Raw genomic sequence first — 22,663 nt, forward strand, 5'->3', positions numbered from 1 at the left:
CTTAGTTCCTCCCTGCAGGTGCGGCGGCGTGGTCCGCGAACCAGCCGGTCACCTGCGGATCGATGTTCTGGTAGACGTGCTTGGCTTCCTGGTACTCGGCCAGGCCCGTGGGCCCCAGTTCACGGCCGACGCCGGACTGGCCGAACCCGCCCCATTCCGCCTGCGGCAGGTAGGGGTGGAAATCGTTGATCCAGATGGTCCCGTGGCGCAATGCCCGGGCCACACGCTGGGACTTGCCGGCGTCCTGGGACCAGACGGCACCGGCCAGGCCGTAGTGGGTGTCGTTGCCCAGTTTTACGGCTTCCGCCTCGGAGGTGAAGGTTTCCACGGTGACCACGGGGCCGAAGGCCTCGTCCACCACCACGGACATGCCGCTCTTGACCTGGTCCAGGACGGTGGGCAGGTAGTAGAAGCCCTTCTCGAGTTCGCCTTCGCCCCACGCACCGCCGCAGCGCAGCCGGGCGCCCTCGGCAATGCCCTTCTCGACGTAAGCGGTGACCTTGTCGCGGTGGGCGGCGGAAATCAGCGGGCCGGTCTCGGCGTCCGGGTCGAACGGGCCGCCGAGGCGGATCTGCTGCGCGCGGCGCACCAGTTCATCCACGAACCTCTCCGCGATGGACTCCTCCACAATCAGCCGGGCGCCGGCCGAGCAGACCTGGCCGGAATGGACGAACGCGGCGTTGAGGGCGTTGTCCAGGGCGGCGTCGAAATTGGCGTCCGCGAAGACGATGTTGGGGTTCTTGCCGCCCAGCTCCAGCGCCACCTTCTTGACCGACGCTGCCGCCGAGGCGGCGATGGCCTTGCCGGTTTCCAGGCCGCCGGTGAAGGACACCAGGTCCACCTCCGGATGGCCGGAAAGGACGGGGCCCACGGTCCTGCCGTCGCCCAGCACAAGGTTCGCGACGCCGTCGGGCAGTCCCAGCTCCGCAAGGACCTCCATCATCAGGATGGAGGTGTGCGGGGTCAGCTCGCTGGGCTTGAGGACGAAGCTGCAGCCCGCGGCGAGCGCAGGGGCGATCTTCCAGGCGGCCTGCAGCAGCGGGTAGTTCCACGGGGCGATCAGCGAGCACACGCCAACGGGCTCGTATTCGATCCGGCTCACCACCGTGGCGCTGCCGGCATCCACCACGCGGCCTGAATCCTGGCCGGCAAGCTTGCCGAAGTACTCAAAGCAGTTGGCGATGTCGTCCATGTCGATCTCGCTTTCCACCAGGCGCTTGCCGGTGTCCAGCGTCTCGGCACGGGCAAACTCGTCCTTGCGCTCCCGCAGCCGGGTGGCGACGCTGACCAGGAAGGTGCCCCGCTCCAGGGCTGATTTCCCGGACCACTCGCCGCAGTCGAAGGCAGCCCTCGCCGCCTCCACGGCACGGTCCGCATCCGCGGCGGTCCCCTCCGAGACAGACCCCACGAGTCCGCCGTCGGCCGGGCAATGGATGTCCCGGGTGCCGCCGTCGGACGCTGCGGTCCAGCTCCCGCCGATGTAAAGCGTTGCCTTGCTCATTTCGTTTCCTCCTGCATGTCGAAGTCGGATTCCCAGTTGTCTTTTGCCACCTGGTCCTCAACCAGGACGGTGTTTCCGGGGGCTGCACGGTTCAGGTGCAGGAATTCAAGGTGCTGTTCGTAGTGGTCCAGGACGTCCGTGATGACCTGTTCCTTGGTGTAGCCCATGAGGTCGTAGCCGTAGCTGCCCTCCTGGGAGAACACCTCCATGCGGTAGTAGTGGTCGTCCGGATCAGCTCTGCGCGTGGCATAGCTGGGCGTCTCGTACTGCACCGGGTAGATCTGGTATTTGAAGGCCCGCTCCTCGCCCATGGGCAGCTGCAGGTCGATGCTGCGGATGCCGCAGGGCTCCACGGTGGTGACGGTCAGCGCGGTCTCCGCACCCTGTGCTTTGAGTTCGGCTTCAACTTCCTGCAGTGCCGGGACGGCCACCGTTTCAGCGAACCGGATGGTCTGCCTCCGCCCTGGGTAGCTCATGGCGCGGCTGAGCCGTTGCCGCCAGGTGCGTCCTCCGCGCAGGTCGCTGGAGCGGCCCGTGATGATGCCGGGCAGGCTGGCGCGGTAGCTGTCGTTGAGCGAGTTCTCCACCCGGAGGGCCTTGTAGAGGCCCAGCATGATGAACACCAGCAGCAGGGACAGCGGAAGGCCCATGACGATCGTGGCATTCTGTAGCGTGGTGACCCCGCCGACCGTGAGCATGGCCAGGGTCAGCAGCCCGGTGGCCACAGCCCAGAACACGCGCATCCACTCAGGGCCGTCGGAGTCCGCGTCCTTCAGGTGTGAGGTGAAGTTGGACATCACCAGGGCGCCGGAGTCCGCCGATGTCACGTAGAACAGCAGGCCCGTGAATGTTGCAACGGCCGCTGTGAGGGGGACAGCCGGGTACTCAGCCAGGAGGCTGTAGAAGCCACGTTCCGGATGGCTCATGGCAGCGTCGCCGAAGGCCATGTTGCCGCCCATGACCAGGTCGAGGCTGGAGTTTCCGAAGATGGAGATCCACAGCACGATGAAGAGGAAGGGGACCGTCATGGTGCCCAGCACGAACTGCCGGATGGTGCGGCCGCGGGAGATGCGGGCCAGGAACAGGCCCACGAAGGGTGCCCACGCAATCCACCATGCCCAGAAGAACAGGGTCCACGCGTTCATCCACTCTGTGGGCTTGTCATAGGCAAACGTGTCCAGGGTCATGGCGGGGAAACGGCTCACCACGTCACCGATGTTCTGGACGATCCCGTCCAGCAGGAAGTTCGTCTTGCCGGTGGCGAGGATGAACAGCATCAGGGCCACGGCCAGGATCACGTTGAGTTCCGAAAGCCGCCGGATGCCCTTTTCCACGCCGGACACCACGGACACAGTGGCCATCACCACGGACAGGGCGATCAGGCCGATCTGCACGGCAAGGTTCTCCGGGATGCCGAACATGAAGTTGAGCCCGTAGTTGAGCTGCACGACGCCGATGCCCAGTGAGGTGGCGATGCCAAAGATGGTGCCGAGCAGCGCGGCGATATCCACCGCATGCCCCATCGGGCCTTCGATCTTCTTCCCGAAGATGGGGTACAGCGCGGACCTGATGCTCAGCGGCAGGTTGTGGCGGTAGGAGAAGTAGCCCAGCGCCAGTCCCATCAGGGCGTACAGGGCCCAGCCCGTGATGCCGTAGTGGAACAGCGTCCATACGAGAGCCTGCCGGGCGGCCTCGGCGGTTCCGCCTTCCCCTTGCGGGGGCGCCAGGTACTGGCTGACGGGTTCGGAAACGGAGAAGAACATCAGGTCGATGCCGATTCCGGCCGCGAACAGCATGGCCGCCCAGGTGAACATTCCGAACTGCGGTTTGGAATGGTCCGGGCCCAGCTTGGTCTTGCCCACACGGGATACTGCGGCGAACAGGACGAAGACCACTACCGCGGTGACGATCAGGAAGTAGTACCAGCCCATGTTGGTGGACACCCAGCCCACCATGGATCCGATCACGGCTTCTGCGTTGTCCTTGGCAACAATGGCCCACACGGCGATGCCGAGCACCCCGAAAGCGGAGCCGAAGAACACGGCTTTGTTCACCCGGGTGGTGGCTTCGGGGCCGGCGTCGGCGGCCGGGGAGTTCTTCCCGCCCGGTGGTTGCTGCGACTGTGGATCAGCGTTTTTTACTCCCGCGGTGGCCGCGGGTGGCGTTGCGTTGTGGCTCATCGTGTCCCATTCCAGTTTTGAGGCTGTGGTGCGGACGACGTCGGCTCATTGGCTTTCGGACACAGCCGAAAGACCCCAGCCCGCACCATGAGTGACTGTGGCTTGGTTTTCGACGCTACCAAGCCGTTTCCCGAAGGGCCGACTTTTATGAGTCCGGTCACTAGTCCAGACTGAAGCCCATGGACTCACTCATTCACGACCTCCGTGACATCACCATCCGCCGGATTTCGGTCAGCGAGATGGACAACAACGTGTACCTGCTCACTGCCAAAGCCAGCGGCGAACAGGTGCTGATCGACGCCGCGGATGATGCGCCGGCCATTCGGCAGCTGCTGGCAGACAGTGCCGCGGACACGTCCGCGGCCCCGCGGTTGGGACTGGTCGCCACCACGCACCAGCACTGGGACCACGTCCGGGCGTTGAAGGAGCTCGTGGAGGCCACCCGCGCCCCCACCGCTGCAGGAACGGACGACGCCGGCGCGCTGCCGGTTGCGGTGGACCGGAACCTGGAGCACGGGGATACGGTCGCCGTGGACGGCTTTTCGCTGACGGCGGTCCATCTGCGCGGTCACACGCCCGGCTCGATTGCCTTTGTTTATGAGGCCCCGGAAGGACCCGTGCACATCTTCTCCGGTGATTCGCTGTTCCCCGGGGGTGTGGGCAACACCCAGAAGGACCCGGAGCGGTTCAACCAGCTCCTCACCGATGTGAGCGAGCGGTTGTTCGGGGCCTACCCGGATGGCGCCGTGGTGCACCCGGGCCATGGCAAGCCGACAACCTTGGGGGCCGAACGGCCCCACCTCGAGGAGTGGCGTGCCCGCGGCTGGTAGCCGTTAAACGCATCGAGTGCTCCGTAGTTGTCTTTATGACGCGTCTAAAGGACAACTACGGAGCACTCGATGGGGGAACTAGTGGGGATTAGCGGCTGCGCCGTTCGTTGGACGCCGGGGCCGATGCGCGGCGGGGACCGCTGCGGGCGGGACGGCCGGAACCGCCGCCGTTGCCGGCGTAGGATCCGCCGGAGGTGCCGCCGGTGTTGGAGGACCAGACGGCCTTGTTGCCGCCGCCGGCCGAAGCTGCACCGGCGGAGCGGGCGCCACCGGTACGGGCACCTGCACCTGCACCTGCACCTGCTGCTGCACGCTGGCCCGTTGCGGGGCGACCGCTGCGCTGGCCGCCGGAAGCAGCCGGGCGCCCTGAGGAAGCCGGGCGGCCGGTGCCGCCACGCGGGGCGTCACTGCGGGTGACGCGTGACTCTGCACGCCCGTCCGAACCGCGGCCAGCCGATGCACGGCCACCTGCCGCGGGGACGTCGTTGCGGTGCGTGGAGGCCGTGCCGCGTCCGCGGTTGTTGCGGCGGGCAGCTGCTGCCGCCACTGCGCGGTCCTCGTTCTGCTCAGCTACCCGGTCGAAAGCTGCCCGGGCTTCGGTCCGGCCTTCAAAAGCGACGGCACGGCGCTCGGCGCGGGGAAGGTCGGTGCGGATGGGCTCAGCCGAAACCCGGCCGCGTCCACCGCGTCCGCCACGTCCACCTGCAGTGGGTGCGGCCTGGCGGCGGGCCCGCTTGCGCTCGGCGTTGGCACCGGTGGAGGTGCCGCCGCCCTGCTGTGCGGCCTTCTTGGCCAGCAGCGCTGCGCGGGTGCGCGGATCGATCTTCTCGGCCATTTCGCCCACCAGTTCTGCAACAAGCGGGGAGCTCGCGGTGACGCGCTCGAAGTTGACCTCGACGCCGGCGGCCTTCATCAGCTTCTTGACGTCGGTCTGCTGCTCCGGGAGGGTCAGCGTGACCACGGTGCCGTCGGAACCGGCGCGGGCGGTACGGCCCGAGCGGTGCAGGTACGCCTTGTGCTCGGTGGGCGGGTCGACGTGGATGACCAGTTCGACGTCGTCCACGTGCACGCCGCGGGCTGCGACGTCCGTGGCCACCAGGACGCGGACGTCACCGGAGGAGAACTCGGCCAGGTTGCGGTCGCGGGCGTTCTGCGACAGGTTGCCGTGCAGGTCGACGGCGGGGATGCCGGCGTCGGTCAGGGTCTTGGCGAGCTTGCGGGCGTGGTGCTTGGTCCGCATGAAAAGTACGCGGCGGCCTGCACCGGAGGCAAGCTCAACGATCAGCTGCTTCTTGACGGTCTGGTCGTTGACCACCAGCACGTGGTGCTCCATGGTGGTGACCGCAGCCTGCGGATCGTCCACGGAGTGGGTCAGCGGGTTGGACAGGTAGCGCTGGACGATCTTGTCCACGCCGTTGTCCAGTGTTGCGGAGAAGAGCAGGCGCTGGCCCTGGCTGGGGGTCATGTCCATGAGCTTCTTCACCACGGGCAGGAAGCCGAGGTCGGCCATGTGGTCCGCCTCGTCCAGGACCGTGATCTCCACGGCCTCAAGGGTGAGGACGCGCTGGCGGATCAGGTCCTCCAGGCGGCCGGGGCAGGCGATGACGATGTCGACGCCGGCACGCAGCGCCTTTTCCTGGCGCGCCTGGGAGATGCCGCCGTAGATCACGGTGGTGTTCAGGCCGGCGGCCTTGGCCAGCGGCTCGATGGTGGCGTTGATCTGGGTTGCCAGCTCACGGGTGGGCGCCAGGACCAGGCCCATGGGGCGTCCGGGCTTGCGGAAGTGCTTGGCTTCCCGCTCAGCGAGTCTTGCTACAAGCGGGATGGCGAAAGCGATGGTTTTACCGGATCCGGTCCGGCCGCGGCCCAGGACGTCACGCCCGGACAGCGTGTCCGGGAGGGTCTTGACCTGGATGGGGAACGGTTCAACGATTCCCTGTGCGGTGAGGGTGTCTGCAAGGGCCTTGGGTGTACCGAGGGCAGAAAAAGTAGTCATGTATTTATACGGTCTTTCAGGCGGTATCCAGGCGGATATCGGCCCCCGATGCCGGTTGGACCAGGGGTTCGCCGAAGAAAAGTCAGGTGATCAACCGGGCCGCTGCAAATTTTGGCAGTCAGCCGGGACCAAATGGAACGCGTTCATCGACGCAGGATGTGCCTCTCACATGAAAAAAGCCCAGTCCCTGGCTGGAGGTATACCTCCGAACAGGAAAACCTGGGCATCACTGCACATCAAGTTCCACCAGTCTAGCATCCCGCCGCCGGCAGGTTTCCCCAGTCCCTCCCCGTTGCCTTGAATGGCGGCGCGGGGCAGGCTTGGGGCATGAGCGAAAACGCGGCCCACCAGCATGACACGCAGCATCACCCGCACGACGGCGGCGCCGGCCTTTCCGGCGGCACGCTTGCCGGGGGCGCGGCGATAGGCGGCCCAGCGGACGCAGCTGCCACCTGGGATGAGCGGTACCGGAGCAAACCCCAGATGTGGAGCGGCAAACCCAACCCGCAGCTGGTCCGGGAAGCCGGGGGCCTGCGGCCGGGAAAGGCACTGGACCTGGGCTGCGGTGAGGGCGCGGATGCCATCTGGCTCGCCCAGCAGGGCTGGACCGTCACCGCCGTCGACGTTTCCGCGGTGGCGCTGGACCGGGCCCGCTCGCACGAGAAGGCGGCGCTCGCCCGGGAAAGCGTCCATGCCGCGGATGGCGCCATCGCCAGCCGGATCACCTGGCAGCAGGCGGACCTGGAGCAGTGGCAGCCCGGGGCGTCCTTCGACCTGGTGACAGCGCAGTTCCTGCATTCCCAGGAGCTCGCCTGGCAGGGGCCGCTGCGCACGGCCGCGTCAGCGGTCAAGCCCGGCGGCACGCTGCTGGTGGTGGGCCACCACCCGGACCGGCTGCCGCCGTGGGGCGGTGCCGGGCACCACCACCGGGGAATGTTCTACACCGGCGATGAGCTGGTCCAGGAACTGGGACTTGCCGGACCAGGGTGGCAGCTGGAGGTCCAGACCAGCCGGGAGCGGCCGGTGACGGGGCCGGAGGGCCAGCAGGCAACCATCGCCGACGTCGTGGTGCGCGCAACCCGGCTCCCCTGACCCCCGATGGAGTTTTTGTCCGGATATGCAGGCTTCCGAGGCCTCACACCCTGCATACCTGGACAAGAATTCAAGGGGTTTTGGCGGCGGCGACCCGGGGCGCCACGGCGGCTGCGGCGGCGGCAAGCACGGCGGCAAGGCCAAAGACCCCGGCGAAGGAACCCGCCGTCGTCGTAAACGCCGCGAAGACGATGCCCGTGGCGGCGAGCGCCAGCGCCCCGCCCAGGGAATCCGCAATGGACATGGCGGAGCTGTTGAAGCCTTCGTTCTTCTTGGTGGACAGTGCCAGGGTCATCACGCTGAGCCGCGGATACAGCAGCCCCATGCCGCCGCCGGCGGAGATCCAGCCAGCTATGGCGACGGCGGCCGGCCAGTTGAGCGCTGCCGTTGCCAGTGCCAGGACCACCGCTCCGAGGACCATCAGCGCCCCGATGCCCACGGCGCGGCGGTGCGGCAGCCTGGCACCCAGCCTGCCCTGGACGGCTGACGCGCCGGCCCAGGACAGTGCCCCGGCGGTGAGGGTCAGGCCCGCGAGGGTAGGCGGGAAGGCGTACTGCTCGATCAGCAGGTAGGGCAGGTAGACCTCCGCGCCGAAGAACCCGGCGGAGGCGAGCCCGCGGGTCAGGATGACGCTGGGCAGGCCGCGCCGGGCAGTGAGGGTGCCCCGGGGAACCAGCGGCCGGACTGCCAGCAGCGCCACAACTACAGCGACGACGGCAAGGGTGCCTGCAGCTGCGGGGATGCCGGGAACGCGCACCTGGGCGGACAGGTTGAGCCCGAGCACCGCGGCGGCGGCCAGCGCTGCCCACGCCAGCCGGCCCACTGCCCAGGGTGTGGCGGGCTGCCCGGCGGGTTTGCTGTCCAGCCTTTTGAGGACAGGGGCGATCATCAGCAGCGCCGGGATCACCAGGCCCACCACGCCCAGGAACACCCAGTGCCAGCTGAAGACCTGCGCCACGACGCCGGCCGCGAACGGGCCCACGAGGGACGGGATCACCCACGCGGCCGAGAACGCCGCGAAGATCTTTGGGTGCAGCGCGCCGGGGTAGATGCGGGCCACCAGCACATACAGCGAGACGGTCAGGGCTCCCCCGCCGAGGCCCTGCACCAGGCGGCCTGCCACGAGCGCCGGCATCGATGCAGCGGTTCCCGCGATCAGCAGTCCCAGCACAAACAACGCGACGGAGGTGTAGAGCGGGGCCGTGGGTCCGCGCCGGTCGGACCAGTTTCCGGCGGCAACCATGCCGATCACCCCGGTGGCCAGCGGACCGGCGAAGGCGAGGGCGTAGAGGGCCGCGCCGCCGAGTTCGCGGCTGACGAGGGGCATGATGGTGGTGACGGCAAGGGATTCAAACGCTGCCAGGAACACCAGGGCGCACGTGCCCACGGTCACCCAGAGGTACGGGCCGGCAAGGATTCCCGACGCCGGACGGGTGGCTGGAACCACGGAATCCTGCACCTTGTCCCTCAGCTGACGTACCTGTTGCGGCCGGCGCGGTACCCGAAGACCGCGGCCAGCAGGCCGACCACCAGGAACAGGACTCCGGCAGCGGTGAAGGACCCGGTGGCCTGATGCAGCTGGCCCACCATCAGCGTCCCGGTGGAGCCCAGCCCGTAGCCCACGCCCTGCATCATGCCGGACAGGTGCGCCGCAGTGTGCCCGTCGCGGGTGCGGAGCATGATCATGGTGAGTGCGACGGCGGTGAGGCTTCCCTGGCCAAGGCCCAGCAGCCCCGCCCACACCCAGACCAGGTCAAGGGGACCGAAGATGCTCAGGGCGAAGCCGCCGCCGGTCATCAGGGCCACCACGGTGTTGATGGCACGCTGGTCCCGGAACCTGGCTGCGAGCGCCGGGGCAAACAGTGAGCCGAGCATCTGCAGCACGATGCACACGGAGACGATCAGCCCGGCCGTGGCTCCGTCCACGCCCCGTTCCCGCAGGATCGGGGCCAGCCAGGCAAAGACGCTGAAGGACATCATGGCCTGCAGCACCATGAAGATGGTCACCTGCCAGGCCACCGCGGAGCGCCACACGTTGACGCCGTCCCTGACAGCCTGGTGCCGGATGCGGGGCTGGCGGAGTGCCACCGGCAGGAAGAGCAAAAGTACGACGGCGGCAGGCGCGGCCCAGAACCACAGCGCCAGGGTCCACTCCCCCGAGGCCGTGTACACCGGGTAGGTGAAGCCCGCCCCGAGTGCCGCCGAGGCGCAGATGGCCGTGGTGTAGAGCCCTCCCATCAAGCCCAGCCGGTGCGGGAAGTCCCGCTTGACCAGCCCGGGCAGCAGGACGTTGCACAGGGCGATGGCGGCTCCGCATGCGGCTGTCCCGGCGAGCAGCCCGGGCAGGTGGCTGGCTCCCGGCAGCTCAACGGGGCGGAGCAGCAGCCCGGCCGTGAGGACGGCCATGGCGCCGAGGAGCACCCGCTCAGCGCCGAACCGCCTGGCGAGGACCGGGGCAAGCGGCGCGAACACTCCCAGCAGGGTGACGGGCACCGTGGTCAGCACCACCACGGCCCAGCCGGGGAGTGCGGCCTGGGCCGTCACCTCAGGCAGGACCGCCGAGAAGCTGGAGAAGACTGTGCGCAGGTTCAGTCCTATCAGGACGAGGCAGAGCCCCAGGTAGGCGAGCTGCCGGCGGCTCCCAACGTGGGTGGGCCCGGGTACGGGCGACTCATCAACCTCGGCATCCACCAGGATGCCTGCCGGCTCACTCGCCGCAGGTTCATCAGTCCGCTGCTTCCTTGCCCCGGCGTTCGTCGCTTCCCTCACCCGCCCATTCTTGCAGGACTTGTTTCCCCGGTTATCCACATAGAACCTGGGCGCCTCCCGCCCCGCGGATCCGGACCATACCTTGGAAGACATGAGCAATACCCGCCCACCCGGCCCAAGCACTCCGATTCCAGATTCAGCGCCTCCACCCGGGATCACCCGTTCTGCCACGTCCAGCCTGATGCTTGCAGTGATAGCCCCGGCAAGCATCTATCTCACCTTCCCCGTCGCGCTCATCGCACTCATGGGAGCCGCTGATTCCGGACGGCACACTTTGTCGTCTTGGCTGGCCCCCTTAATCTTCTGGAGCCTTCCCATGCCCATTGGGGTCCTCTCCGTCTCCCTGGCCCTCTCCACCATCAGGAAGTTTGGGCCCGAGTCCGAAAACGGGCGCCTGGCGGTGAAGTCGTTGTGGATTTCCGGCATTGTTTCGATTGTCGGTTTCTTCGTCACTCTGCGTTTCATGCACGGAATGCGCTATTTCTGAAGCATCCACCCGCTCCGGAATCACGTACGGCGTCCACGCATGGCCTCCTGCTGCTTTTATTCATCCGCGCCTGCCCGCCGCTATTCTGGAAGGGATGAGCGAATCCCCAGAAAACCCCCAGCAGCCGCATGTCCCGAGGCCCGTCACGCCCGGAACGCAGGCTTCCTTCGGCACGTATGGCGGGCGGCCGGTGAGCTTTGTCCGCCGCGGCACCCGCCTTCAGGGCCGGCGGCAGGCGGCCTGGGAGGAGCACGCGGAACGGTGGGCTGTGGACGTCCCGCGGCACGTTGCCAACACCTCCGTCCACCCGGACTACACCTTCGACGCCGAAGCGGAGTTTGGCCGCACCGCTCCCCTCATTGTGGAGATCGGCTCGGGCCTGGGCGATGCCGTGTGCCATGCCGCCGAACAGAACCCGGACACGGATTTCCTGGCGGTGGAGGTCTACACCCCGGGCCTGGCCAACACCATCATCAAGATCAACAGCCGCGGACTCAGCAACGTCCGGGTGGTTGAGGCCAATGCCCCGGAGGTTCTGGCCACCATGCTCCCGCCCGGATCCGTCAGTGAGCTCTGGGTTTTTTTCCCCGACCCCTGGCACAAGTCCCGGCACCACAAGCGCCGCCTCATCCAGCCCGAGTTCGCTGACCTTGCAGCGAGGGCGCTGAAACCTGGCGGGCTGTGGCGCATTGCCACCGACTGGTCGAACTACGCCGTCCACGTCCGCGACGTCCTGGCGGACTCCAAAGACTTCGAAAACCTCCACACGGGCGAGCGCCGCGGGCCGGAAAGCCCCCTGACGCAGGTGTGGCAGTCCGGCGTCGAGTCCGTGGTGGGCGGGGCCCCGGTCAGGGAAGGCCGGGCTCCCGTCAGCACTGCGCACACGGGACCCAACGAAGGCATCGACGAAACGGGGGGCTGGGCACCCCGCTTCGAAGGAAGGATCCGGACCAGCTTCGAGGCAAAAGCCCACGAGGCCGGGCGGCTGATCTTCGACCTCTGCTACCGCCGGCGCTGACCAGCGCCAGGGACAGCCAGCAGGCAGCTGGCAGCAACCGGGGTCAGGCACTGGCAGCAGCCAGCAACTGGGTCAGGCCACGCTGATGGCGGCCACAATCTCCTTCAGCATGCCGAGCCTCGGTTCAATGGACGGGTCCGTAGAGGGCCAGATGACCACCACTCCGATGAACCGCCCGTTCTCCCAGACGCCCACTGTGGCTGCGATCTTCGCCGAATCCCCGGCGTCGTTGTAGCCCACCACCACGGCGTACGCAGCTTTCCCCGGAAGGTTCAGTTCGCCCTCGGCCAGGAGCGAACCACCCCGCTCTTCCCGGTAGAACTCGGACATCAGGTGCGCCCACCCGTTCGCCTGCGGGGCACCCTGCACGGAGGCATCGTCCTTGATGACGGTCACCAGGACGTCGCCCAGGAGTCCGTACTGCTCTGTGTTGGGCCCGGCGGTGGAATCTTCCAGGACCTGGGTGTGCTCGGGAAATTCTGCGGTGAACCCCAGCGGGGATTCGATGTGCACTGACATAGGTCACAGCCTCTCGAGCTTGGTGTCGTTGGGCACCTTATAGTACGTGGACACGTTGGTGGTGGCCTGGTGTTCGGTCCTGACCTCCACCTCGCCCACCTTCACGTCAAGGCCCGCCTCGTGGGAGGCGGTGACAACACTGTTGACCTGGACGGTGGCAGACCCGGCCTCGTAGAGCTTCGCCGCGTCCCGGGCCGCGCCGTAGTCGTTGCCCAGGGCGACGTTCCGCAGATAGCTGTCGATGACGTCCCTGTTCTCCGGGGTGTAGTCGACGTTGATCTTCACGGTGCCCTGGCTGCCCACGCTGACGGACGATTCGACCTTGGCCGCCTTGACGTCCGTGCCGGCCGTGACGCCCTGCGCTACCGTTCCGTCCATAGACACCGTTACCGAATCGATGTTGCTGTCCTTGTCCAGGCTGACCTGTAGCCCGCCTTTGCCGGACGCTTCGAACACCCGGCCGTCCAGGTTGAGCTTGCCCTGCGCAGAGACCTCGCCGCCCGCCGTCGCGGTGCCGTCCGTGAGGTTCCGTTCGTAGGCCAGGTCCAGCTTCGCGGAGCCGGAGCCGGCGCCTGCCTCCCCCTCCGCTTCAAGGGACAGGGTTCCCTTTGCCTTGTCCGTCTGGCCTGTGGAGCCGTTGTCGCCCGCGGCCTCGTTGATGGTGTCCAGGATGTAGCCCGGCGGGTTGCCGGCCACATCCTTGATCTCGCCCACGCTGTCCGGCGGCAGGTCCCGGTACATCTGTTCCCGGGCCTCCATGGCCTCCTCCACGCTTCCGAACGTGTACTCGCGCGAAACCTCGCCACTGAGCGTGACTCCCGCAGCGCCGGTGGTGTCATTCACCCCCAGGCCCATGTTCCCGTACACCTTCATGGTGGCGGAGCCGTCAGCGTTCTCCACCACCTCGGTGCCCACTTCGGCGCCGCCGTGGACCCAGGCGACGCGGGCTTCAATGGAAGCCGTGCCGGTCTCGGAGTAGACGGGGATGTCCGCCTTGGCCAGCTCCTGGAGGTGCTGCCTGGCCTGCTCCTGCACGGAGGCGGGGATCCCGCCGTCCATGCGCATGAGGTCCCGGGCAAACGGGCCGGCGTCGTTGCCGCCTTCGATCAGGTACTGCCGGTCAGCTGCGGACAGGCTGTCCCACCAAGCGGCCTGCTCTTCCGGGCTTGCCTCCAGCATGCGCTCCAGGTCCGACTGCAGCTCCCGGCGGTGTTCAGCGGCTGCTGCTGCGGCGGCTGCCTGTTCCCGCAGCCAGTCCCGGGCCTGGCCGGCCAGTGACGTGAACCGGTCCCAGGCACTGTTCCCGCCGGTCCCGGCCGTGGACGATGACGATGATTTCTCCTGTTCCTCGGCATGCTGCAGCAGGATCCTGGAGTTCTCCCGCAGGCTGGACACCACCTTTTCCAGGCCTGGGCGGTGGTTTCCGCTCCATTCCTGCCGGAACCGGTCTCCGTCGCTGCCCTTCCACGGCGCCGACTGGATCTGGCTGTGCAGTGAGCTTGCCTGGGTACTCAGCGATGACGCCGCCCTGTCGGCGGCCTTGGCCAGGGCCCGCAGCTGGCTGACGTCAGCGCCGTAAAAAGTCATGGTGTTCCCCCGGGAGATGTTCGCGGTGCGTGTTCAATCGCTGGTCCATATCGTTGCACGGCTGCCACGGCGGGGCGATGGGCATCCCTCCCCATCGCCCCGTGTCATAGGCAACGGGGCGCGGCCGGGCCGGGGCGTAACCGCCGCGGCCAGGCCACAGGCGGCGGCCGCTGTTCCAGTACCGCCCGGGCGTGGCACGATTGCCCTAGTGTGCAGGGGCGCACACCGGAAGAGCACGTGCACAAAGGAATTGCCATCAAAAGAGAACTGAAGCAGGCCGCCGACGCGGCGGAGAACGTCACCAATTCGCGGACGCTGGAACTGCTGGCCAGGGCCGGGTTTGCGGCCAGCGGGATCCTGCACCTGCTGGTGGGGGCAATCGCCATCCGGCTGGCGTTTGGCGGTACCGGGAACGCGGACTTCAGCGGCGCGGTGGCGGAGCTTGCCACCCAGCCGGCCGGGCCGTTCCTCCTCTGGGCAAGTTTCGCCGCGTGCGCTGCACTGGCACTGTGGCAGGTCAGCGATGCCATTTTCGACTACAACCACCTGCCCACCAAGGAAAAGGCCGGAAAGAAGGCCAAGGCAGGTGCCCAGGCGCTGGTGTTCGCCGGGCTCGCCCTGACCCTGATGTCCTTCGCCACGGGAACGGGCTCCGGCGGGGACAACCAGAAGACCGCCAGCGACCTGACCATCGCGGTCATGAAGGCTCCCGGCGGCGTGGCCCTGCTGGTCCTGCTCGGTGTGGGCATCGCGGTGACCGGTCTGGTGTACGGCATCCGCGGGGTGAAGAAATCCTTCGCAAAGCACCTGGTCATGCCCGCATCCCCCTCGGCGCGGACCGCTGTGACCGTCCTTGGCGTCACCGGGTACGTGGCCAAGGGAACGGTGCTGCTGCTGACGGGCCTGCTGATCGCCATCGCCACCCTGCAGGCGCATCCGGAGGACTCAACCGGGCTCGACGGCGGGCTGCGGGCACTGCGCGACCAGCCCTTCGGCATCTATCTCCTCGCCGCGGTGGGTGCCGGGCTGATCTGTTACGGCGTGTTCATGATGGTGCGGGCCAAGCTGGCCAAAATGAACCGCTAAACCGGTAGAGCCTGGAGAATCAGGGGACGGTCACCACTGCCACGGCGCGCTGGGTGCCGTCCCGCAGCTCCACGCTGGAGATGCTCCCCAGCTGGACGGGCGTGGCCCCCGTGATCCTGACCCTGCCGCTGGGGGTGGCCGTCCAGGCGCAGGCACGGTCCTCGCCGCCCGCCCGGTCCCGGACCCACAGGGACAGCGTCCCGTCCTGCGGCAGGCTGCTTCCGTTCACGGCCAGCTCGGTTCCCCAGGTCTTCCGGGCGAGGTCGATGCTGAACTGGAGGCCTCCGGCTGACTGCACCGAATAGGTGGCGTCCGGCTGCGGCGGCCGGGCCAGGAGCGGACCCGCGGCCAGGCCCAGTGCCAGGCACGCGGCGGCCGCCGCGCCCGCCAGTGCCGTCCACCGCCGTCGTAATGTCCGACGGCGGCGGGCCAGTTTGCGCAGCAGCGGCGCGGGATCGGAGGGGGGCAGCGGGTCCGCCGTTCCCGGTGCCACCGTCAGCGCCACAGCGTCCGGCACCGGAAGGGCGTCCAGCATCATGGGAACCTTCTCCAGGCCGGCAAGTTCCTTCCGGCATTGTCCGCACTCCTGCAGGTGGGCTTCAAAGGCTTGCAGATCCTCCGCGTCGAGTCCGCCCAGCAGGTAGGCGCCGAGCAGGTGGTGGGTTTCGGCGCTGTTCACCGTTCCACCCCCATCTCGTCCAGGATGGTCCGCAGCGCCCGCACGGCGTAGTAGGCGCGGGATTTGACGGTGCCGCTGGGGATGTTGAGCTGGACGGCGGCCTCGTTCACGGTGAACCTGCGGTAGTGCAGCGCCACCAGGACGTCCCGGTGTTCCTTGCTCAGCCGCAGCAGCGCCTCCTCGACCAGCACGCGGTTGAGCAGCTCGTCCACTCTCTCCGGAACGGCGGCGGGTTCTGTCAGGCCGCTTTCCAGGGTTTCGGCGGGACGGCGCCGGGCCCTGCGGTAGTTGTCGATCATGATGTTCCTGGCCGTCCGGTACAGGTAGCTGCGGAGGCTGCCCGTGATCTCGGGGGTGTGCTGCCATACGCGGAGCACGGTTTCCTGCACCACGTCCTCGGCAAGCTGGGGGTCGTGGGAGGCGCTGAGCACGAAGCGGCGCAGGGCTGCGCCGTGGTCGCGGTAGATGGACGCCACCACGTCCTCATCCAGCGGCATGCCGTCCCTCCTGCCGGGCGTCTGCACCACATTCCTGCTTACCACCGTAAAGACGCCGCCCGCGGCCGGAAGGTTCAACCGCCGGCGGCGGCCTGTGTGAACCATTGTTCACCCCGGTGCGTCGTAAGGGTTAGCGTCCGGCGGTCCGACGCCGGGCCCACCAGCAAGGAGCAACGCCATGAAACTCAACGTGGGCGCAGGACTCGCCGTCCTGGCCCTTTCCGCGGCACTGGCTGCCTGCGGCGGCAGCCCGGGAACGGCACCGGCAACCACCAGCCCGGCCGTCACGGAAGGTTCACCGCCGGCCTCTGCAACCGCCCCCGCCGCGTCCGTCACCCCGCCGTCCGCAACGTCCGCCCCGCCGGCAAGTGCCGCCGTCGACCTTAAGACGGCTTCCTCAAGCGCCGGGGACATTGTGGTGGCCGCCAACGGGATGAGCGTGTATTTCTTCACGAAGGACGTGAAGGACTCCGGGACCAGTGCCTGCACGGACGCCTGCCTGGCAGCGTGGCCCCCGGTCACCACCGCCGCTGAGACGCCCCAGGTGGAAGGTGTCACCGGGACCGTAGGCACCATCACGACGCCGGACGGCGCGAAGCAGGTGACGCTGAACGGACTGCCGCTGTACTACTTCGCCAAGGACACGAAGCCCGGCGACATCCTGGGCCATGGCGTGAACGGCGTCTGGTACCTGGCGGATCCGTCCGGCGAAATGATCAGGATGGGTGCATCCGGCTACTGAGCCGGCCTTCCGGTACCCGGCCCTGCTGTCCAGTGCTCAGGCGTCACGGGAGCGGGACGGACGGAAGGTTCCCGGGCAGCGGAACCTGTGACGGGACCGGCACTTCCGGTGCCTTGCCCAGCCCGTCGGCAATGTGCCCGGGCACGTTTTCGGGCACAGCGCCGGGCACGGGGACATCGCCGGGCTTGCCCGGGGTTGTCCCCTGCCCGACGGGGGCCTCCGGCGCAACTGCACCGTCCGACGGCGGGGCGGCGGCCGGGTGCGTGGCTTCGGCCGGGTCCCCGGGAACCGAGGCGGAGCCGCCAGGCGCAGTGCCGGCCGGTGCGGTTCCGGCTGGAGCGGTTCCGGCGGGTGCCGTGGGCAGCGGCGCGGCCGGCTGTTCGCCCTGGTGACCGGCCGGGGATGCGCCGCTCCCCGTCACGAAGGACGTGATGGTGTGGTTCAGCTGCGTGAGCGAGTCACGGATCCCCTGGTCCGAGGCTGCGGCAACAGCCCCGCCGGCACCCAGCGAGACCGCCACGGAGAGGGTGGTGAGGGCAATCCGGCGCTTGGCCCTGCGGCGGGCGGCCAGTTCGTCAACCCGCGGTGACTCTTGGGGGGCAGCGGGACCGGCTGCGGCGCCGGCTGCGGCGGCACCCGGTGCGGCGGCAGCGGCTGCGGCCGCGGCAGGTGCAGCCGCTCCGGCAGGGGCCATCAGCGCCGCAATCGCGGGGGAAGGCTCGGGCGCGGCGTCCGCGAGCGCACGAAGCTCCAGCAGGGCAGGGCGGAGGCGGCCGTCGTCGTCCATGCCTGCCTCAAGCAGCAGCTCGTCGACAAAGGCGTCGCTGCGGGTTCCTGCGGTGTCACTCATGATTCGCCTGGTTTCTCTGGAGCGTTTGTACCTTGAGGTTGTGAAGGGCCCTGCGCTGGAGCTGTTTGATGGCACCGGGGCTCTTGCCCATGATCTGCGCAACTTGGTCGATGGACAGATCGGCCACCACCCGGAGGGCCAGCACTTCCTGGTGTTCCTCGCTGAGTCCATCCAGCAGGGCCACGGCCCCGCCGGTGAGTTCAACGGCGTGGTCCTCCGCGGACGGAGTGGTCCTGGCATCCTGGTGTGGATCGTACGGGCTGAGCTGGGGCCTGCGCTCCAGCCGGCGGTAGTAATCCACCATCCGTGCGTGGGCAATGGAAAAGAGCAGGGACTTGGCGCCCTGGAGTCCCCCGGTAAGTTCGCTGATTTTAGGGTAGAACGCCAGGAACACGTCCTGGGTAACTGCTTCCGGATCGTCCACGCCACGGGCTTTGAGGTATCCCTGCACGGGGCCGGCGAAGGACCTGTAGGCAGCGCCGAAGAGCACAGCCGGGTCTGTTCCGGCCGCACTCTCGAATATGTCGATCTCTTCTTGGGCCAAAGTGCTGAGCACCAGCGGCTCCTCCATCCCAGGACGCGGGGTGCGGCTGTCCGGTTTCCGGAAGGGACAGCCTGTCCCCTGTGTTTCCTGCTGCCTGTCGGCAGGTGCTCCCGGCGGGCCCCCGAACGGGTGGTTGCGTTCGGGGCCCGCCGGGTCTGTCTGTACTGCGGGAACAGGCCTGGGGCCGGTTCCCGCAGTACAGACTAGCGATCAGCCCTTAGCGGACTGAAACGGAGGGGGTGTCCACTACGTTGCCGCCCTGGGCGGGAACAGCAGGGACGGCGGGGACGGCGGGCTTGCCGTCAACGCCGGGAACGGCAGGCACTGCCGGAACGGCCGGGAGCTCGGGGCGCTCAACGTCAACAGCTGCGGAGCCGTTTGCTGCGGCGCCGGCCTCGGCGGCGGCGTCAGCTTCGGTCACGACGTCGGCGCAGTAGCTTTCCACGTTCGCTTCGCCTTCAGCAGCGATCACCAGGGAGGAGAAGCCCTCGGAGGAAGCGTTCAGGCCGCCGTTGGTGAAGGCGGTGCACAGGCCGAATGCTGCGGCGCCGGCTGCGTCAACGGCGGTGTCCGCGGCAGCAGAAGCGGAAGCGTTGGCGGAGGCGTTCTCGTTGGTGGCCTTGGCGTCGGCTGCGGCTGACGCCTCTGCGTCGGCAGCAACGTCGGCGTCGGCGTCTGCTGCGGTCTCGTTGCCGGCCTCGGCAGCGGCCTCGGCGGTGGCTTCCGCGCTGGCCTGCGCGTCACTGGCTGCTTCCGATGCGAGCTCCGGGGCGGGAGCGCCGAAGAGGTCGTGGGCGGTCTGCTGCGCCTGGGCGGGGAGGACGCCGGAAACGGCTGCGGCGCCGGTTCCGCCGACGGCAATGGTGCCGGCTGCCAGGACTCCGGCAGCGACTTTGCTGGTGGCGAGGACGGTGAACAACGACATTTAAAACTCCAAAACCTAGACAACACTTTCGATTCGGGCCCGTCGGGCGGGCCCATCACCTCCTACATCGCAGGGGACGGCGGAAAGGTTACGGGCGTGCAGGAACTTTTTCAGCGCGCCAGCATCGGTGGTCTGCTGACCGTGGAGGCTGGAGCCCGCTCACACCGCGTCGTGGCCCCTGGACATGGCCTCGCCAAGCGTGAGACGTGCCAGAACTGCCTCGATGTTCGCGCGCTACCCCTCCAAGTGAAGTAGTCATCCCTCCGAACGGGATCCCAAGACGACAAAAATCGCGGTTGCGTATTTGTAGTTCGGCCAGGGCTTCACAGTCACCGGTAGTGATCAGTCGGATGCGTGAGGTCATGGGTTTTTCCAGATCGGATCCCGGGGGTAGCCGATTGGCGGGCTTCGGGGCAAGACCCGAGGGGGATGACAAGCCGAGATGCTCGGGCGTCGTAACGGGGAGGCTGGGGTCGGCTAACCTGAACACGAGGTGGTCAGCGGCGTGAGCGTCACGTTGCGCATCGGGAGAAAACAGGGGGAAATATGCGAGTCTTTAAAGCTGGTTTGGTGACGGTCGCGGCAGCGTTCGTGGGCCTCGCGGGAATAGCGACGCCAGCGCAGGCCGCCACAGGACGGGACCGGTGTGAAGCTGGGTACTTCTGTGCGTTCACCGGGCCGAACGGCACTGGAGTGATCGCCCAGTACAAGGTCGGCGATCCGGACCTCTCCGACAATATCGGCCCGACAGGGATGGACGACAACATCGAAAGCATTTGGAACCGTACGGGTTCGATGTGGGGAGTGCATCGGCAGATCGGCGGCCAGCAGGGGTGGGCTATGGGGGCCGGCGCCAAGCTGGGATACCTCGGGGACTTTGCAAACAGGATCAGCGTAATCACCCGCTACTAATCACATATCGGTGTCCTGATCGGGGCCGGGCGCTCAAGCAGCCGTCTCGCGGAAACGCCCAGGTTTCCGCGAGACAGAGTCCCTGATCTTTCAATTTCAGTAGCTGCTGACCCCATTGCTGTGCGGTCAGCTTCTGAAGACGACAGCGGGAATAGTGCTGGTGAACGCCACCGACGGCCGTGGCCACCCCCGCACGTTCCCCCAGTCGGGTCCCCTCTGTGCATTGGAAGGCTCCAAGCACACACATGTCGCCGTTCAGTTCGCCGGCTTCGCGTTCGGCTGCGGTGGTGACCTTGATAGCACCGCCAGCGACCAGCGCATCGACCTGGGCATCCAGGGACTGCCCCCGGGTACTGACCCGGGTATAACCAATCACGTTCCGGCTCACATAGACGCCTTTCTAGTCCCGGGGTGCCGCTTGACTGAAAACAGGTCAAATACCCTCTTTCCCCCTGTTCGACCAGCTTTGATACCGGCAATGGGTTCTGATCAAAAATAGCGGCCCCAAACGGCTTTTTTCGGCACCTATTTTGTCAGTTTCAGAAGTCGTCTGCACGGAATGTCAGAAGTCGTCTGCACGGGAAAGCCTGGGATGTTGGCGCGAAAGGTTAGCGTGCTGCGTCTTCGAGCAGTTGGCGGAACTGGGCTTCGCTGTTAAGGGTGAGCTTTTTCCCGTCGAGGAAGAATGTCGGGGTCCCGGTGACGCCGAGGGCTTTTCCGTCCGCCACGTCCCTGCGGATCCGTTCTTTGGTCTCTTCTGCTGCCACGTCGGTGTCGAACTGATCCATGTCCAGGCCGAGTTCTTCGGCGTTTGTTCGGAATAGGGCGGCTTGGGAGTCCTGCTTTTCGCCCCACTGCGGCTGCGTTTCGAAGAGCCTGACGGCCATTTGCTGGTACTTGCCCTGCCGGGCGGCTGCTTCCACGGCGAGGGCGGAGGTGCCGGAGTTGGCGTGGCCGGGCAGGGGGTAGTAGCGGTGGATGAATGTGATCCGGTCCCCGTATTCCTGCTTGAGCTCCTGCACGAGGGATTCAGCGGCGCGGCAGGATTCGCATTCGAAGTCCAGGAACTCGACCAGCTGCGCCTTTTCCGTTGCGGGGCTGGTGAGGCGGTGGCTGTCGTCCCGGACCAGCTGCGCGTCGGCGGCTGCCGCCGGCGCTGTGGGTGCGGGCTTGTTCGCGGTAAGCATCGCGTACCAGATCACGCCTGTGCCAAGGAGGGCCGCGAGGACGGTCCAGATGGCGATCCGGACGTTCCGGGCGGTCGTGACGGCGCTCAACGATCTACCGGTTTCGTCCCGAGGGTCAGGGTAACCGGGTCCGGCTTTGCCTCGGCCTGGCAACCGGCGCAGCAGGCACCCTCCTGCTCCCCATCGACAGGCGCCTCGGATGCGGCCGTGGTGTCACCGCTGGTTGCCGGTGCGCAGCAGTCATCGACTTCTACACCGTGTTCATGGCCATGGGCAGCGTTGGTGTGGGGAATGGCGCAGCAAGCTTCACCGCGCCAGGCGTTAATGCCTTCACGGACGGCGATGCCGGCGATAACCAAAGCGGCACCGGCATCGGCCCACCACCAACCCAGCGTGCTGTTCAGGACCAGCCCGACCAGCAGCACGGCCGAGAGGTACGTGCACAGCAGGGTCTGTTTGGAATCGGCCACCGCGGTGCGTGACCCGAGCTCCCGTCCCGCCCGGCGCTGCGCCCAGGACAGGACCGGCATGATCGCCAGGCTCAGCGCCGCGATCACGATCCCGGGGGTCGAGTGCTGGGCCTCCTCACCTCCGGTCAGTGACCTGACAGCGTCCAGGCCCACGAAGGCGGCGAGGGCGAAGAACGAGATCGCGATGATCCGCAGCGTCAGGTGCTCACGCCGTTCGGGGTCTTTCGCGGAGAACTGCCACGACAGGGCCAGGGCCGAAGTCACCTCAATGACCGAGTCCAGGCCGAAGCCGATCAGCGCGGCAGAGTCGGCCTCGTTCCCGGCCCAGAGGGCCACGACGGCTTCGATGAGGTTGTAGGTGATGGTCGCGGCGGCGAAGATCCGGATCCGGAGGTTCAGCACGGCGCGGCGTTCGGCACTTGGCGCCTGCAGCAGCGCCGTCATGCGAAGCACTCCCCGTCCGGGGCGCAGCAGGCCGGATCTACGGCCAGGACAACACCGATCAGGTCCTTGATGGCGTGGCCCAGCCGGGCGTCCGCGAGCTCATACCGGGTCCGCCGCCCGTCCGGGACAGCGACGACGAGGCCGCAGCCGCGCAGGCACGTCAGATGGTTGGACATGCTCTGCCGGGACACCCCCAACGTGTCAGCCAGATCCGAAGGATAGGACGGGGCCTCTGAGAGGGCCAAGAGAACCCGGGCGCGGGTAGGGTCCGAGACCGCATAACCGAACCGGGCCAGCAGAGGGGCCTGCGTGAGCGTTTCCATACCCTCACGGTACATTCGTCGATGT

The 22,663-nt window shown here is 67.4% G+C and carries 22 protein-coding genes; 7 read left to right on the forward strand and 15 right to left on the reverse strand.

The window, feature by feature from the left end; genetic code table 11:
• Position 1: 1 nt before the first annotated feature.
• Together HTS88_RS02695 and betT are read right to left on the reverse strand one after the other, a co-directional pair.
• Positions 2-1,501 carry an aldehyde dehydrogenase family protein gene (locus HTS88_RS02695; protein WP_174175207.1) on the reverse strand — a complete coding sequence of 500 codons (1,500 nt, stop codon included), beginning with the start codon at positions 1,499-1,501 and terminating at the stop codon, positions 2-4.
• On the reverse strand, positions 1,498-3,681 hold the full coding sequence (gene betT, locus HTS88_RS02700; protein WP_217432138.1) for a choline BCCT transporter BetT: 2,184 nt from the start codon (positions 3,679-3,681) through the stop codon (positions 1,498-1,500). The genes HTS88_RS02695 and betT overlap by 4 nt, the downstream gene beginning before the upstream one ends.
• Positions 3,682-3,860: 179 nt before the next feature.
• On the opposite strand from betT, the gene HTS88_RS02705 reads away from it, so the two are divergent.
• Positions 3,861-4,511: an MBL fold metallo-hydrolase gene (locus tag HTS88_RS02705; RefSeq protein WP_174175209.1), complete on the forward strand. Its 651-nt coding sequence runs from the start codon at positions 3,861-3,863 to the stop codon at positions 4,509-4,511.
• Between the two features lie 88 nt (positions 4,512-4,599).
• Here the strand turns inward: HTS88_RS02705 and HTS88_RS02710 are convergent, their stop codons facing one another.
• Complete coding sequence (locus tag HTS88_RS02710; RefSeq protein ID WP_174175211.1) at positions 4,600-6,507, reverse strand: DEAD/DEAH box helicase; 1,908 nt, start codon at positions 6,505-6,507, stop codon at positions 4,600-4,602.
• 327 nt (positions 6,508-6,834) lie between these two features.
• On the opposite strand from HTS88_RS02710, the gene HTS88_RS02715 reads away from it, so the two are divergent.
• On the forward strand, positions 6,835-7,599 hold the full coding sequence (locus HTS88_RS02715; RefSeq protein ID WP_174175213.1) for a class I SAM-dependent methyltransferase: 765 nt from the start codon (positions 6,835-6,837) through the stop codon (positions 7,597-7,599).
• Positions 7,600-7,669: 70 nt separating this feature from the next.
• Here HTS88_RS02715 and HTS88_RS02720 read toward each other — a convergent pair whose 3' ends face one another.
• Together HTS88_RS02720 and HTS88_RS02725 are read right to left on the reverse strand one after the other, a co-directional pair.
• The gene (locus HTS88_RS02720) at positions 7,670-9,058 is read right to left on the reverse strand and encodes an MFS transporter (protein ID WP_174175215.1); all 1,389 of its coding nucleotides are present in this window, start codon (positions 9,056-9,058) and stop codon (positions 7,670-7,672) included.
• Between the two features lie 8 nt (positions 9,059-9,066).
• The gene (locus HTS88_RS02725) at positions 9,067-10,368 is read right to left on the reverse strand and encodes an MFS transporter (RefSeq protein ID WP_174175217.1); all 1,302 of its coding nucleotides are present in this window, start codon (positions 10,366-10,368) and stop codon (positions 9,067-9,069) included.
• 91 nt (positions 10,369-10,459) lie between these two features.
• On the opposite strand from HTS88_RS02725, the gene HTS88_RS02730 reads away from it, so the two are divergent.
• Complete coding sequence (locus HTS88_RS02730; protein WP_174175219.1) at positions 10,460-10,855, forward strand: hypothetical protein; 396 nt, start codon at positions 10,460-10,462, stop codon at positions 10,853-10,855.
• Between the two features lie 94 nt (positions 10,856-10,949).
• Positions 10,950-11,873: a tRNA (guanosine(46)-N7)-methyltransferase TrmB gene (gene trmB, locus HTS88_RS02735; protein ID WP_174175221.1), complete on the forward strand. Its 924-nt coding sequence runs from the start codon at positions 10,950-10,952 to the stop codon at positions 11,871-11,873.
• 72 nt (positions 11,874-11,945) lie between these two features.
• On the opposite strand, the gene HTS88_RS02740 is transcribed toward trmB, so the two are convergent.
• Positions 11,946-12,392 (reverse strand): hypothetical protein, encoded by a 447-nt coding sequence (locus HTS88_RS02740; RefSeq protein ID WP_174175223.1) that lies wholly within the window; start codon positions 12,390-12,392, stop codon positions 11,946-11,948.
• Between the two features lie 3 nt (positions 12,393-12,395).
• A complete protein-coding gene (locus HTS88_RS02745; protein WP_174175225.1) occupies positions 12,396-13,979 on the reverse strand; it encodes a hypothetical protein in 1,584 nt (527 codons plus the stop codon).
• Positions 13,980-14,216: 237 nt separating this feature from the next.
• On the opposite strand from HTS88_RS02745, the gene HTS88_RS02750 reads away from it, so the two are divergent.
• Positions 14,217-15,065 (forward strand): DUF1206 domain-containing protein, encoded by an 849-nt coding sequence (locus HTS88_RS02750; RefSeq protein WP_174175227.1) that lies wholly within the window; start codon positions 14,217-14,219, stop codon positions 15,063-15,065.
• A 19-nt stretch (positions 15,066-15,084) separates the two neighbouring features.
• Here HTS88_RS02750 and HTS88_RS02755 read toward each other — a convergent pair whose 3' ends face one another.
• Positions 15,085-15,744, reverse strand: coding sequence for a zf-HC2 domain-containing protein (locus HTS88_RS02755; RefSeq protein ID WP_174175229.1), 660 nt, complete (start codon positions 15,742-15,744; stop codon positions 15,085-15,087).
• The gene (locus tag HTS88_RS02760) at positions 15,741-16,241 is read right to left on the reverse strand and encodes a sigma-70 family RNA polymerase sigma factor (protein ID WP_104186485.1); all 501 of its coding nucleotides are present in this window, start codon (positions 16,239-16,241) and stop codon (positions 15,741-15,743) included. Before HTS88_RS02760 ends, HTS88_RS02755 begins: the two co-directional genes overlap by 4 nt.
• A gap of 178 nt (positions 16,242-16,419) precedes the next feature.
• Here HTS88_RS02760 and HTS88_RS02765 point away from each other — a divergent pair, with 178 nt between their 5' ends.
• Entirely contained in the window at positions 16,420-16,983 is a 564-nt protein-coding gene (locus HTS88_RS02765; RefSeq protein ID WP_174175231.1) for a COG4315 family predicted lipoprotein, read from the forward strand.
• Between the two features lie 43 nt (positions 16,984-17,026).
• Here HTS88_RS02765 and HTS88_RS02770 read toward each other — a convergent pair whose 3' ends face one another.
• The 3 genes from HTS88_RS02770 to HTS88_RS02780 form a co-directional block, all read right to left on the reverse strand.
• The gene (locus HTS88_RS02770; protein ID WP_174175233.1) at positions 17,027-17,833 is read right to left on the reverse strand and encodes a hypothetical protein; all 807 of its coding nucleotides are present in this window, start codon (positions 17,831-17,833) and stop codon (positions 17,027-17,029) included.
• Positions 17,826-18,404: an RNA polymerase sigma factor gene (locus tag HTS88_RS02775; RefSeq protein ID WP_174175234.1), complete on the reverse strand. Its 579-nt coding sequence runs from the start codon at positions 18,402-18,404 to the stop codon at positions 17,826-17,828. The genes HTS88_RS02770 and HTS88_RS02775 overlap by 8 nt, the downstream gene beginning before the upstream one ends.
• Before the next feature lie 190 nt (positions 18,405-18,594).
• Complete coding sequence (locus HTS88_RS02780; RefSeq protein ID WP_174175236.1) at positions 18,595-19,302, reverse strand: protein tyrosine phosphatase; 708 nt, start codon at positions 19,300-19,302, stop codon at positions 18,595-18,597.
• 546 nt (positions 19,303-19,848) lie between these two features.
• Here HTS88_RS02780 and HTS88_RS02785 point away from each other — a divergent pair.
• Positions 19,849-20,214 (forward strand): peptidase inhibitor family I36 protein, encoded by a 366-nt coding sequence (locus HTS88_RS02785; RefSeq protein ID WP_174175238.1) that lies wholly within the window; start codon positions 19,849-19,851, stop codon positions 20,212-20,214.
• Positions 20,215-20,822: 608 nt separating this feature from the next.
• Here the strand turns inward: HTS88_RS02785 and HTS88_RS02790 are convergent.
• From HTS88_RS02790 to HTS88_RS02800, 3 genes are read right to left on the reverse strand one after another with little or no spacing between them, the layout of a single operon-like run.
• Positions 20,823-21,491, reverse strand: coding sequence for a DsbA family protein (locus tag HTS88_RS02790; RefSeq protein ID WP_246255902.1), 669 nt, complete (start codon positions 21,489-21,491; stop codon positions 20,823-20,825).
• Positions 21,488-22,315 carry a cation diffusion facilitator family transporter gene (locus HTS88_RS02795; RefSeq protein ID WP_174175240.1) on the reverse strand — a complete coding sequence of 276 codons (828 nt, stop codon included), beginning with the start codon at positions 22,313-22,315 and terminating at the stop codon, positions 21,488-21,490. Before HTS88_RS02795 ends, HTS88_RS02790 begins: the two co-directional genes overlap by 4 nt.
• On the reverse strand, positions 22,312-22,638 hold the full coding sequence (locus HTS88_RS02800; protein ID WP_174175242.1) for an ArsR/SmtB family transcription factor: 327 nt from the start codon (positions 22,636-22,638) through the stop codon (positions 22,312-22,314). Before HTS88_RS02800 ends, HTS88_RS02795 begins: the two co-directional genes overlap by 4 nt.
• Positions 22,639-22,663: the final 25 nt, after the last annotated feature.

It is taken from the genome of Pseudarthrobacter oxydans (assembly GCF_013314975.1).
Lineage (GTDB): Bacteria > Actinomycetota > Actinomycetes > Actinomycetales > Micrococcaceae > Arthrobacter > Arthrobacter oxydans.

Bases quoted from the DNA above. Each gene is read 5' to 3' on its own strand.
- HTS88_RS02740 (WP_174175223.1), bottom strand. From the start codon at position 12,392: ATGTCAGTGCACATCGAATCCCCGCTGGGGTTCACCGCAGAATTTCCC.
- HTS88_RS02715 (WP_174175213.1), top strand. From the start codon at position 6,835: ATGAGCGAAAACGCGGCCCACCAGCATGACACGCAGCATCACCCGCAC.
- HTS88_RS02765 (WP_174175231.1), top strand. From the start codon at position 16,420: ATGAAACTCAACGTGGGCGCAGGACTCGCCGTCCTGGCCCTTTCCGCG.
- HTS88_RS02775 (WP_174175234.1), bottom strand. From the start codon at position 18,404: ATGGAGGAGCCGCTGGTGCTCAGCACTTTGGCCCAAGAAGAGATCGAC.
- HTS88_RS02710 (WP_174175211.1), bottom strand. From the start codon at position 6,507: ATGACTACTTTTTCTGCCCTCGGTACACCCAAGGCCCTTGCAGACACC.
- HTS88_RS02730 (WP_174175219.1), top strand. From the start codon at position 10,460: ATGAGCAATACCCGCCCACCCGGCCCAAGCACTCCGATTCCAGATTCA.
- trmB (WP_174175221.1), top strand. From the start codon at position 10,950: ATGAGCGAATCCCCAGAAAACCCCCAGCAGCCGCATGTCCCGAGGCCC.
- HTS88_RS02705 (WP_174175209.1), top strand. From the start codon at position 3,861: ATGGACTCACTCATTCACGACCTCCGTGACATCACCATCCGCCGGATT.
- HTS88_RS02770 (WP_174175233.1), bottom strand. From the start codon at position 17,833: ATGAGTGACACCGCAGGAACCCGCAGCGACGCCTTTGTCGACGAGCTG.
- HTS88_RS02780 (WP_174175236.1), bottom strand. From the start codon at position 19,302: ATGTCGTTGTTCACCGTCCTCGCCACCAGCAAAGTCGCTGCCGGAGTC.
- betT (WP_217432138.1), bottom strand. From the start codon at position 3,681: ATGAGCCACAACGCAACGCCACCCGCGGCCACCGCGGGAGTAAAAAAC.
- HTS88_RS02800 (WP_174175242.1), bottom strand. From the start codon at position 22,638: ATGGAAACGCTCACGCAGGCCCCTCTGCTGGCCCGGTTCGGTTATGCG.
- HTS88_RS02695 (WP_174175207.1), bottom strand. From the start codon at position 1,501: ATGAGCAAGGCAACGCTTTACATCGGCGGGAGCTGGACCGCAGCGTCC.
- HTS88_RS02785 (WP_174175238.1), top strand. From the start codon at position 19,849: ATGCGAGTCTTTAAAGCTGGTTTGGTGACGGTCGCGGCAGCGTTCGTG.
- HTS88_RS02760 (WP_104186485.1), bottom strand. From the start codon at position 16,241: ATGCCGCTGGATGAGGACGTGGTGGCGTCCATCTACCGCGACCACGGC.
- HTS88_RS02745 (WP_174175225.1), bottom strand. From the start codon at position 13,979: ATGACTTTTTACGGCGCTGACGTCAGCCAGCTGCGGGCCCTGGCCAAG.
- HTS88_RS02795 (WP_174175240.1), bottom strand. From the start codon at position 22,315: ATGACGGCGCTGCTGCAGGCGCCAAGTGCCGAACGCCGCGCCGTGCTG.